Annotated in this window: 11 protein-coding genes; 3 read left to right on the top strand and 8 right to left on the bottom strand. The window is 38.6% G+C overall.

What is annotated here, in order from left to right:
- Positions 1 to 143 precede the first annotated feature (143 nt).
- Together AACH28_RS23680 and AACH28_RS23675 are read left to right on the top strand one after the other, a co-directional pair.
- Positions 144 to 1,244, top strand: coding sequence for a hypothetical protein (locus tag AACH28_RS23680; RefSeq protein ID WP_341831706.1), 1,101 nt, complete (start codon positions 144 to 146; stop codon positions 1,242 to 1,244).
- A 161-nt stretch (positions 1,245 to 1,405) separates the two neighbouring features.
- On the top strand, positions 1,406 to 2,161 hold the full coding sequence (locus AACH28_RS23675) for an AraC family transcriptional regulator (RefSeq protein ID WP_336834342.1): 756 nt from the start codon (positions 1,406 to 1,408) through the stop codon (positions 2,159 to 2,161).
- Between the two features lie 52 nt (positions 2,162 to 2,213).
- Here the strand turns inward: AACH28_RS23675 and AACH28_RS23670 are convergent, their stop codons facing one another.
- From AACH28_RS23670 to AACH28_RS23660, 3 genes are all read right to left on the bottom strand, one after another.
- The gene (locus AACH28_RS23670; RefSeq protein WP_341831705.1) at positions 2,214 to 3,806 is read right to left on the bottom strand and encodes a family 16 glycosylhydrolase; all 1,593 of its coding nucleotides are present in this window, start codon (positions 3,804 to 3,806) and stop codon (positions 2,214 to 2,216) included.
- Positions 3,807 to 4,085: 279 nt separating this feature from the next.
- Complete coding sequence (locus AACH28_RS23665; RefSeq protein WP_145327879.1) at positions 4,086 to 4,919, bottom strand: universal stress protein; 834 nt, start codon at positions 4,917 to 4,919, stop codon at positions 4,086 to 4,088.
- 81 nt (positions 4,920 to 5,000) lie between these two features.
- Positions 5,001 to 6,401, bottom strand: a complete 1,401-nt coding sequence (locus AACH28_RS23660) for an inorganic phosphate transporter (protein WP_341831704.1) — start codon at positions 6,399 to 6,401, stop codon at positions 5,001 to 5,003.
- 492 nt (positions 6,402 to 6,893) lie between these two features.
- Between AACH28_RS23660 and AACH28_RS23655 the strand changes: the two genes are divergently transcribed.
- Positions 6,894 to 8,006: an alpha/beta fold hydrolase gene (locus AACH28_RS23655; RefSeq protein ID WP_341831703.1), complete on the top strand. Its 1,113-nt coding sequence runs from the start codon at positions 6,894 to 6,896 to the stop codon at positions 8,004 to 8,006.
- A 101-nt stretch (positions 8,007 to 8,107) separates the two neighbouring features.
- On the opposite strand, the gene AACH28_RS23650 is transcribed toward AACH28_RS23655, so the two are convergent.
- The 5 genes from AACH28_RS23650 to AACH28_RS23630 form a co-directional block, all read right to left on the bottom strand.
- Complete coding sequence (locus AACH28_RS23650) at positions 8,108 to 8,773, bottom strand: hypothetical protein (protein WP_341831702.1); 666 nt, start codon at positions 8,771 to 8,773, stop codon at positions 8,108 to 8,110.
- Positions 8,774 to 8,941: 168 nt separating this feature from the next.
- Positions 8,942 to 9,937, bottom strand: a complete 996-nt coding sequence (locus AACH28_RS23645; protein WP_088162301.1) for a hypothetical protein — start codon at positions 9,935 to 9,937, stop codon at positions 8,942 to 8,944.
- Between the two features lie 18 nt (positions 9,938 to 9,955).
- On the bottom strand, positions 9,956 to 10,630 hold the full coding sequence (locus AACH28_RS23640; RefSeq protein WP_341831701.1) for a hypothetical protein: 675 nt from the start codon (positions 10,628 to 10,630) through the stop codon (positions 9,956 to 9,958).
- Complete coding sequence (locus AACH28_RS23635) at positions 10,627 to 10,965, bottom strand: PadR family transcriptional regulator (RefSeq protein WP_088162303.1); 339 nt, start codon at positions 10,963 to 10,965, stop codon at positions 10,627 to 10,629. The genes AACH28_RS23640 and AACH28_RS23635 overlap by 4 nt, the downstream gene beginning before the upstream one ends.
- Before the next feature lie 366 nt (positions 10,966 to 11,331).
- Complete coding sequence (locus AACH28_RS23630) at positions 11,332 to 12,099, bottom strand: pentapeptide repeat-containing protein (protein WP_075993511.1); 768 nt, start codon at positions 12,097 to 12,099, stop codon at positions 11,332 to 11,334.
- Between the last annotated feature and the right edge of the window lie 225 nt (positions 12,100 to 12,324).

Genomic DNA, 12,324 nt, shown 5'->3' with positions numbered 1-12,324 from the left:
ACGAAAACGCCCCAGAACGGTGGCCTGCCTTTAGAAAATTAGGTTTTCGATTTTCCTTTATTTTCATTTTGTCCTTTATTCTTGTTTTTAATAACGGTACTTATCCGTTATATGGATATATCAGCATCCCTCTTACTCATTTCATGCAAAGGTTGACTCCCTGGTTTGCAGAAAATATATTGGGCTATTCTTACGACCACAGCATCTTCATCAACGGAAGTGGAGATACCTCCTATGCCTGGATATCCTTATTGATCCTATTCCTGCTGGCATTCGTTGGGGCGGCTTTATGGTCCATATTGGATCGAAGAAGAGCCAGCTACACAATCCTTTTCTATTGGTTAACCACAGCAATTCGCTATTATGTTGCTTTTATGCTTATTAACTATGGACTGTACAAAGTCTTCTATATGCAAATGCAACCGCCGAGGTTAACACAACTTCTGCAGCCATTGGGCGAGTATTCCCCCATGGGCCTCGCATGGACCTATATCGGTTACTCTCAAGGCTACAATATACTTATTGGTTCAGTAGAAATATTATCCGGCTTATTGCTTTTCAGAAAAACGGTGGTTGCTGGTGCACTAATTACAGTTGCGACAAGTATTAATATTATGGCCGTTAATTATTTTTATGATGTTCCTGTTAAAATGGTCTCCACAGCACTCCTGCTATTTTCCATATTTCTACTGCTTCCCTACCTAAAAGCATTGTTCACAATTTTTATTTCAGGAAAACCTGTACAGTTACTCCCTATCCAACAACCCCTATTCAACAAAAGCTGGAAAAGAAAAAGCTTGTTTATCGCCAAATTGGCCGTGTTACTTCTCTTTATGGTGCAACAGGGCATGGGCATATTAAGTACAAAAAAAATGATAGCTGAGTACCTAACGAAGTCACCACTATATGGAATCTACCGAATTGAACAAGCGGGAACACAACGCAAATCAATCCCCGAAGATTGGCGACTTATTGTTTTCGAAATTGATAACAACAAGGTCTTAATACGCAACACAGACTATACCCCAGAAATGGAGAGCGTTGTTATCGATGCAGCCGGGAAGAAAATTACCCTTAACAATTATCAATTTGATTATCAGATCAACCCTGACGGAAACATTCTTTTGACAAAAACCTTTGATGACCATATAGCGCACATTAAACTTATTAAACAAGACGTGCAAGCCTTCGAATTAATACAGCGCAAGTTTCATTGGGTACAGGAATATCCCTATAACCGCTAAATAATAATCGTAAAAACTTAATAAAACAAATCGTGTATTTAACAGCTCCCCAGACCAGAATAACCATGTTTAATGCTGCAAACATAACAACATGCGACGACGAGGTAGAGCATCTCGGTTTTTTATATCGAATGCGAAATATCAGGGTACACACCTGCCATATGCTCAAAAGCAAAGAGGTGGTGACTCTTATCTTGATACATTCGAAAGGCGGTACGCGTCAGATTGATCAGGAGCAACATAATATGATGGGTTATCAAATTCATCTAATGTTCCCCGGTCAGTCAAGTTCTTTCTATTTTTTCAAAGAAACCGCTGTTTATCATTTTAGAATTCCCTGGCAAAATTTTGAAAAATTATGTCATACGCTTTCAATCAACATAAAACTCCTTAAAGATTATCCGATACTTCAGGTCACGCCATATAAATTTGAAACGCTCCGCTATGAATTCGATAAGATCCGTAATGAACTCTATCGCTATCAGCCAACATTATCACTCATTTTATCACGTTTGGAAACAAGCTTACTAGAGATTAACGGCTCCTTAACCAAACACATCGATAATTTAGCACCATACACTTATCCAGCCAGCCTGAATCGCTTTCTTGAATTAATAGAACTTCATTACAAACAAGAACACCATGTCGCTTATTACGCAAATTTATTGAATATAACTGCAACAAGTCTTTGGATGCAAACACAGCAATACATGGAGACTAGCCCCCTCAAACTGATTCATAATCGTTTGTTAAAGGAAGCTATGCACCTGCTGAGTTTGGGGGCCAATCCAATCAAGACTACACTGATTGAATTGGGTTTTCAGGACTCCGCTACCTTCTCTCATTTCTTCAAAAAACAGACAAATATGTCACCTTCAGCATATCAAAAGAAACATTTAGCAAATAAAAAAACATAAAAATGGCTCCTACGTGATATACATGGAGCCAATATTTATTAAAAAAACAGAATTATAATTTCCTTTTCTTCAACGTGATATTATCCAAAGATGCGTTTCCCGTTCCTACATTGGTAAATCCGATCCGAACATTTTTTTTATTCGGATTAATCTCCTTGCCAGTAGCAAAATCAACCTCTTGTTTTCCACCCTTTTTTCCTAAATCAGGTATTAACGTCTTTAAATTCGACAACTTTCCTGTTACGGCAGCGACATCATCGACTTCCACCTGGACCTTGTCTCCTTTACTCCAATAGATAAGTTTGAAGTCTTGTTGGGGATCCAAATAAACATATTGCTCTATTTTTTGACCCGGCGCAAGTACCACCGCTTTACTCCCCTTTTCTCCGCGCCCTTCTTCGATGACGGCTGCTCCTTCCCAAGGTGCAAGGCCAGATTTACCCTCAAAATCTGGATTAGGCAATTCATTACCATCTTTTAAAGGCCAGTTATACGCCCGAATATAATCGACCTCCATATTGACTCCGCCTTCAGATCCATAGGCTCCAAGAAATACGTTCAAAAAGTGGTTGGGTGAATAAATCTGATTTTTATTCGTATATTCTTTGATCAGATCTCCATTGATATAATGTTTAATACTTGTGGGTGTCCACAATACCCCATGTGTTACCCATTGTCCGACATGTTCATACCCCTCTGCAATATGTGTAGCAAGGTTACGTTGAAATACCCCTTTTTGATCAACATGTCCATGTATCACAAATTGAGCCGTAATATATTCGAAAACGTCGATTTCAAAAAGCTGTCCCTTGGGGCGAATGCCTTTAATTCCGTCGACTTCGGATCCTTCTTGAAGATAATAACGAATATCTGGTCCAGGTGAATCAAACCAAAAAGCTGTATTTGTTCCCTTGGGACTCCCCTGTCTGTTACGTCTTACCTTAACTTCAAAGTACCCACCTTTGCTGTTGTCCAGTAAATTTTCATTGGACTTCCAATCGTAGGTTTGGATGGATGAAATCTTCTGGTTGCCACCCGCTGTAAAAATCCGTTTGGGAATAGTATCGTTGACATACAGATTGATCGCTGATCCATTTAAAGTATAAGCGGGTTGTGGCAAACGATCATGCAACATTTCATCCTTGGATTTTGCATTCAGATAGTTCAAGGATGAAAAATAGTTGGTCGTCCATTTATTCCGATTAAGTAATTGATCGTTAAATTCATCCTGCCAATAGACTTCCATACCAACAGGAACTGCTCTTGAACTTGGATTCTTTCGCTCTTCATCGAGTTCAGTATTATCCAGCTGCCATCTCTTGCTCGTATACACTTTTCCATTTGCCAAGGATTTTCCTGTAGCAGATTCTACCCAGATATAATAGGTCGTTTCAGGCTCTACCTGCTGAATATAATAACGTTTGGCACCTTCTGCCAATATCGCATTGGCTGTCTGCGGTTTCTTATTCGTTTTTGCCCAAAAGACTTTCGCTCCGGATATGCTCGGTTGATTATCCTTCATGTCTACACGGATCCAACTCCGGGTACCCAATAGCTGTAATGGTACATTTGAACTTGTCGTTTGAGCCGATAGCCCTAACGCTGACATTACCTGAATACCTGCAAGAAATAGATATTTTTTCACAATTTTCTTATTTTATAAACGAACAAACGATAGTCAATCTGCTTACGAACAGACTATAACCTTACGATAATAACGAGAATTATCAGCATTGGCAACTCTGATCAAAACGCAACCGTTTGTTCAATTTAGCGATTCCGAAAATTGGGACTTAAACAATGGATCAGACAACTCGAATTTTCCGCGCTAACGCGTTCTGCAGCATTGGTAAAGTCAAGAAAAAAGCCGCTTGGAAAATCCAAAACGGCTTGATATATAGCGTAAAAAAAGTTTCCATTCAGATTATTCATGCAAAACCAAAATCGCTTTAACTGATCGGTTCAAAACTTCATTCACCGTACTACTTGCAAATAAACGGTAAATCATATTATGGTTGCGTTTGACCAAACACAGAATATCGGTCTGATTGTTTTCAACAAAGTCAATGATCGCATGTGATGGCCGTGTATCATCCTCATCCACATAATTAAAGTTGATATCTACGTTAGGAAGCAACTGACGCATTTTTTTCTCCCCATTACGCACCAGCTTTTCGTCCAAATCCCTTTCTGAGACGTGTAGAATTTCCAACTTCTTGGGGTCTGAAAGTTTTAAAATACGATTGAGCGCTTTGACATCACGAACAGACAATTTTGTTGTTTTATAATCCGTTGCCAATGTAATGACTGGAATAACCGACAGATTACTTTCAGGAGGTACAATCAAGGTCGGAATACGCAATTTTGTCACAGCCATACTCGCATTACTACCGACAATTTCTTTAATGCCTGTCGCCCCGGTAATTCCCATCACCAAAAAAGAAACATCCGTATATTCAACATACTTTGTGACTACATTACGCAGATAACCTACTTCAACAACGGTTCGCACTTTGAGGTCATTGTATTTATTTTCCTGGACCACCTGATCAGTCCATTCTTGCAAAGCAGCACGTTTTCTAGCGTAATAATCTTCTATAAAGATCGCGTTATAAGTACTGTTGTTGATCCCTTCTGTCGGGTGTATGGCATGTACAACAGCAACTTCCATATTCAAACGAGAAGCCAAAGACAAGGCGTAACGCAAAGCATGACTTGCATTGATTGAAAAATCGGAGGCAACAAGAATTTGTTTCATTTTTTAAGTTTTTAATATTTACCTGTCAATAGCCATGTGTACAAATGCAATGGATGACAAAAACATTCAGATAACAATCAACTAAATAAAAAGATGGAAGAATACAAATAGTAATAATGCCAAGCCAATTGACACGGGTAAAGTAAGTACCCAGGCAAGACCGATACTTTTGAGTGTCCCTTTATTTAGATTGCTCTTTCCTCCAGAAGCGACCATTGAACCGGCAATACCACTTGAAAGCACATGCGTTGTACTAACCGGCAAACCCAATACGGTACTGATACCAATTGTCGAAGCAGCAACAATCTCGCTTGAGGCTCCTTGAGCATAACTTAAATGTTCATTTCCTATTTTTTCACCAATCGTTACTACAATACGTTTCCAACCGATCATTGTCCCAAGACCTAAGGCGATTGAAATAGTTAAGATCACCCAGATCGGTGCAAAGTCCGTAAGATGTTTCAATTCGCCCAACTTACGATTAAGCTCCAATCGATTTTCAGGATTGATATCGATCTGTTTACTGCTCTCTAATGTAGCAATGGATTTAACTAAACCTTCAACCTCTTTTCTGAATTTAAAAGTCCCTGCTTTATCCGTTACACTTTTATCCATCAAATGCAGCTTGACTTGTTCAATCTCCTGATTGACTTGCACAAACATCGTTCCCTGAGCGACATTACTGGAAGCAATTGTCTGTAACACGATTTCCGTTTGATCGAGCGTTTTAATGACAGCCGCATCTGGTACGGAATGGTTTATTGCAAAACGAGCAGGCAGAAATGCAATTAAGATCAACATAAACAGTCCTACTCCTTTTTGTCCATCGTTGCTACCGTGAAAAAAACTGACCAATGTACAGGTCAGTATAAGAATACCGCGTACTAACAAGGGAGGTCTGTCATCTTCCCCTTGTGGGATGTGAAAAAGTGCTTTATAACGGACGACATGCTTTAAAAAGAGCATCAATAACACCGCTAGACCAAAACCAATCAAAGGTGAGAGAATCAAAGAAAGACCAATTTCCTCGGCCTTATGCCAATTGACACCACTGCCACCATAATACCAGGTGAAGCCTATACCAGCCCCGATAAGGGCACCAATCAAGGTATGTGAACTCGAACAAGGAATACCAAAATACCAAGTCCCCAAATTCCAGATAATAGCCGCTAATAATACAGCAAGGACCAGGCAAGCGCCTACCGAAACCGGTAGTGCCATTAAGGTATCGAGAGGCACCAATTTAAGTATTCCCATAGCCACTGCGATCCCACCTGCAAAAACACCTAGAAAATTCCAAAAGCCAGACCAAGGAATGGCTACAATTGGTTTAAGTGCTTTGGTATAAATTACCGTTGCAACAGCATTCGCGGTATCATGAAAGCCATTGACAAATTCAAAGGCCACAACGGCAAATAAACAAAGGGCAAAAACAATAAGAAGTCCAGTACTAAGATCGGTTTCCCCTAAGAGAGGAATCATGTTGCAGAAAATTTGCATATTATTCTTTCATAAGATTTATGGTTGTCCTTGCTGAGTTTTTCTTACTTGCTGAGTTTTCCTTAAGGAAAACTACCAAAGGAACAATCGCTTCATTCAACTCAAAAATAATTTTCAGATGTTAACTTTTGATAAAGGATATATTACGTTATACAACACGAAAGAAAAACTTAAAACACTGTTAACGAATCTTATTCCATCGCTATTTTATTTCCCACAAACTTTCTTAATTTTCAGGGAGCTAACACGGACTTTATAGGGACCTCATTCGGACTTCATTCGGATGAAAGCGAATAAAGACCGAATAAGTTCCGTAGAAATAACGATTATAAAACGGATCAAAAGTAAATTTGATCGCTAGTTTCTACCCACAAAATATAGCCCCCCATATAAAACCAACTGTGAAGCAAGAGCCGTATAAGACCAACCGTAAAGTAAGAGCTGTATTAGACCTTTTGTAAACTTTTTTCAGGAATGGACATAGTGTATCTGCGAAATGCCAAGCAGAGGATTCGAGAGAATTTTAGTCCGCCATTTACAACGAAAATAGTACGATTTACCGATTCAAATCCACAGTCTACCGAAAAACGCACACTTTTTAGAATTAAACCCATTACTTTAGACAAAAGTAAATTTAACACCGAATTAATTATGCCTAAAACTTATCCATTAGACTGTTCCTTGACGAACTATTCTCCCTTACAGCGGATTACATTTAGTACGCTACCTTTTCTTATCGCCATTTATTGTGTGTTCTTTGCACAGCATACAAAAGCGCAATCTTTAGACTGGTCTACAAAAGATATTGTATTTAAGAGTGAGGGTATTAACTTGGCAGGAACCATGCTTCAGCCTCGAAGCGCCCATGCTGCCATTGTCCTCATACATGGTTCTGGACAAGAGAAAAGAATGATGGAGTTTGCCTCATATTTAGCCAAAAACGGTATTGCCGTATTTACTTATGACAAGCGCGGAGTAGGAAAATCTGAGGGGACCTATGCTGGCCCTGAGGTCGGTACCAATAATATCGATTCTGCCAACCTCCACCTCCTCGCTAAAGATGCACAAGCAGCGGTAAAAGTATTCCATCAGCAGCTAGGGAAAACGAACATTCCTATGGGGCTATTGGGATTCAGCCAAGCGGGATGGATCATTCCTTTAGCTACTAACCAAAATCCTTTGGTCGACTTTTTTGTATTGTACAGTGGAGCAGTTATCCCTGCCCGTGAGCAGCTCCGCTTCCAGTTCTTTACAAATGGAAAAAAAGATTTTTGGGATAAACATACGGAAGCCGAGGCCCGACAACATGTAGCGAATGATCCAGATCGCTATCAATTTACAAATACCGATCCGATGACATCACTTAAAACGATAACAACTCCAGGACTCTGGCTTTTTGGATCCAAAGATATCCAAATACCTGTAGGCTTATCGATTGAACATATCAATGCACTGAAAGCACAGGGAAAGCTCTTCGAATATTGCTTATTTCCTTTATTAGATCACAATACAAGCCTTTCGGCATCGCGTGAACCAAGTGCTATTGCATTGAATTGGATCAAAAATCAACGTAAAAAAAAGTCATAAAAAATGCCTCCTGACAACGATTCATCTGCATAAAATCAAGCATTAAAAAGGCCTAAGTTTTTTACTTAGGCCTTTTTAATGCTTGATTTGAACTCGCTAGATTAATGCAAATCCGTACGAAGTACTTTACTTTTGTTCAATGCTCGATTGGAATAGATGATATACACGGTGCCAATGATAGTTGGCATAATCCAAACCAGTGTTGAGCCAAGCTGAATCCCAGCAACTAAAAATGCAGTCACCGACGCAATCAATGCGCCTACCATACGGCCCAAGTGACTGACCAGCCAGGCATTTTTCTTTTCTTTGAAACTTTTAAACAGCTGAAAATCCCGAATACTCATAAATGCACCAAAACCACCAAAAAAGACATATAAAACAGAATTTGCCACCTGTTGTACCAATCCAATTAAACCAAGACATAACATACCGATCGATACAAGTAGCATCGTGGCGGAAATCAGTTTGTCTTTCCAATCGGCCTTTTGTTTAATTTTACTGCGTAAAGTCAATGCGCGATTACCTGCTAGAATGAGATAGATGGTAAAGATACCGATCAAAAATAAAAATGTGTTTTCGTGGCCCGGCATCCTCGCAATAACGAGTGAAATTAAAGAACTAATCACCATCGCATAGGAAAATATAATCCCCATTTTCTTGTGCCCTGCTCCCCCCTTTTTTACAGCCACACTTATCAGGCCGGTAATCAATCCTATCCCACCAAAAAATGCGTGAACGTAGATCAATGTCTTAATTGTTTCTTCCATAGTTCTTCTTTAATAATTGTTTATAGCTAATAATGGTATTGAAGCAAAAAGGCTAATGGTTATGCCACATTTAAAATAGATAGACAAAAAACAACACTATAATGCCGTTTGCGACAATTGGCCAAATGTAAAAAATATTCTTTAATTATCTATTTGTTTAAATAAAAATTACTCTTTTTCCTCACGGACGAGAAAATCATAAGAGTACCAGAATTTCAGGTGCCCATGGGAATTAAGGCCTCCTAGACTATAGCTAATGGGATAATCAAAGCTATTCTGTTGCAGTTCAAGTTCATTTTTATAATCAATGACAAGTTTTTTAATTTCATCCAGACCTGTCGCGCGTCTAATAAAACTTGTTTGACGTCCACCGCGCAGATAAACCAATACGTCGGACCCTTTTAATACCGTTTCGTCGGTTTTCGTCAGAAATTGATTGTACAGCAATTTTTCCAATACATTTTTAAGATCACCTCGTGGAAAATCACTTTCTCCCATCATGATTGAGTGTGTACCATAGTTGACTGAGGAAACATAGTAGGGATTATAACCTGTATTTTTTAACTTCCCAAGTGCATCCCTATTAAAAGCCTGTTCATAGTCTTTCAGATCCGCCTGGAGACTAAATGTAATATGTTCTCGACGCAACAACAGGCTATTAGCTCTTTTTATCGTGGTGGAATCATGGTGACGGACCAATTTGAGTACACTATCTACGTCAGGGCTATTATTAAGATGGTAACGTATTGCCCTATAATCGAAAAATGCCCCTACCGATGATTGCTTCAAAACAGCCGGTTCCCCCTTGCTTTTCTTCGCGAAAGCTCGCACAGCATCAAATCCAGGAATAATATGAATGGGAGATAAAGTGGGTTGTGTAGAAGAAATTGTGCTTTTGAAAGGTTTATAATAGTTACGAAGGGAAGTTAGTTTTAGTTGCGGTGTGGTATCTTTTAATCCCCAAACTGTCCCCAAATAGAAGTTTTTATTTGTGGTACCATCCACGTAAATCTGGCTAACCGAAAACCCGACGGAACGCCCTTCAAATTGATACCTTTTAGCCATTGTTCCACCACCGACCTCCGTGGAGTCAAAGTCAATATCTTCTTTGTCACAGCTGGACAAAAAACAAATGCTTAGTAACAACAGGAAAAGATATTTCATAATTTAAAAAATTAATCGTCAGCTCTGGTGCAGCACTTCGATCTCATCTACCCGTCGGACAATGGCCTTTAGATTCTTTTCAAATATATACAAAATTCCTAATCCAACATACATAAAAATAAGAATAACAACACGATACAAAGCTAAAGGAATATAATTAACGATCCATTCAGAAGAAACCAACCCGATGATCAAAACCATAATCGGTATCGTTAAACCAAGATAATTGCGATAAACGCAGTATTTGCTCCCTCTAGGCCGATGCCGCAATAAGTATACTGGAATATAAAAAACGAGTGTACCGATCATCCCTAATTTTAATCCGGTCCAAAAAGCATCTGCATCGAGCGGCACAAAATAATAGAACAATGTGAAGTACACGATATAAATTGCACTATGCCAATGCTTGACGAATTGTAAAAAATCAGCAGGAAATTTATTGATCTGTTTACGTTGCAGATTCAATTCATAGCTAGCGGCAATGTTTCCAAAACCTGCCGCTCCAAAACTGGCATAAGCGAGATCAATGGCTCGATTGAAATATATACCGGCATCTGAAGACATGAGTTCCTCTACCTTACAAGCAAAGTGATCCAGAATTTCAAGTTGAACATCAACATAACGATATCCTTTAGAACGAATAAAATCCATCAGAATACCTAATTCCTCTTTGGTCAATTTCTTTTCTGTCATGATACAATTGGTTTAGTGTTCAAGATAACCTGTAACTTCTCCACAAAGGTCAACGCATCTTTCATTTTACTTACCTGAGCTTTTTTTCCCTTCACTGTCAGGGAGTAATATTTTCTTGCTCTTCCATCGACTACTTCTATTGCTGTATCCAGGAGTCCTTCCGCTTCTAGCTTATGTAATGCAGGGTAGAGCGCTCCCTCAGTCAGAATAAACTCTCCTTCGGTTAAGAGTTTTACTTGTTGAGTCATTTCATAGCCATACATTCTTTTCGTTCTAGACAATAGCTTTAGAATAATCGTTTGTAAAGTGCCTTTTAATAACTTCGTATCTTTCATTCCTTCATCTTAAACAATTAATTAAATATACCTAATTTTCTTATATATACAAAAATATAAGAAAACTATGATACAGCAGCTTGCATTTTAACCGCCGCCATTAGTTATGGCCCTTGCACTGCCTTTTGACTGGACTGCTTCGGCCCTGCTTTTACAATTAACCAATCAAATTCCTATGAATCGCCTAGTGTTTACCTCGTGAACCAGATAAACATTAGGTCTCAGGTAGGCGTTTACGAGGAACAAGAGTGAACAAAGGCACTGGCAAGAGCAAACAATGGCAACGGCAGGGATACAGGGAAAAAGCCGCTAGAGCTGGGAACTCCAAACGGCTTTGCATTAACAATTATATATAGAATGATATGATTATCCCGCTTTCAGGAGATCAACAATAAGACGATCTCTATTTTCATTCAATGAGGGATAAAATTGATTTAAATCAACCAATATGATCGGCATACCCCTATTTTCGGGTTTATACAAGACATTATCTACCAAGTCCCGACAGAAAACTAACGATTCATTATCCGTGAATACTTCTTTTGACCTTTTGAGGAAACTGTCAAAAAAACGTCTTGGATTATTGATGATTTTAAGATGTTCCTGGTTTGGAAAAACCGTACTGGAGAGATCTAGCCTTCGAGAAAATATAACGTCCTTCAATTCCGCATGACCGAAATTTATCAAGGGAGTTTTTAATGGTTTGGCTTTTTTGAGAATAAAAAGATTGGTAGAGTATAAATCTTCTGTAAAAGGAATTCCATAAAACCATGAAGAACTGATCTTTCCTTTAAAAACCACATGAACCAAATTTGTCCCATCGAAAGTTGTTTTGTCAAATGTATTGTAAAGGAAGGAGGACTTTTCAATTTTTAAATTTCCAATAATGGCTTTCGAAAAATCGTTCGCTTCGAATGTACTTTCCATCCAAAGCCCAGATTCCTGAAAAACAACAGACTGAAAGTTACAGTCTATAAAGGTACAGCGAATGAACTTACAATCACGAAACATGGAGTTCATGAAGCTTTTCCCTTTTATCGTACAATCGATAAATGAACAGTTTTTTAAAACTTTGTGATTGAATTCAAAACTTTCAATCTCACTTTGTTGGAATATTTTATTAGTCAGTGCCATGCTAAAAATGATTAATAGGCTAAAATTTCATAGTAGTTGCATTGCAAATGGATTTTTAACGGCCAAAATCTCCATTTATACAATGATGACAACGGGAAAGACAAAACGTCCTAAAGAAATTTTGACTTTTTTTATTTTTTTTATCATAGCCTAAAACAGCCAAGAAATATAAGATCTCCTAGCAAACTGACTATAGGACTACGCTAGCCAGCAATTCTTATAATT

This window comes from Sphingobacterium thalpophilum (assembly GCF_038396785.1).
GTDB classification, from domain to species: domain Bacteria; phylum Bacteroidota; class Bacteroidia; order Sphingobacteriales; family Sphingobacteriaceae; genus Sphingobacterium; species Sphingobacterium thalpophilum_A.
Note: the sequence above shows the minus strand (reverse complement) of the source record. Positions and strands in the feature narration are given on the sequence as shown.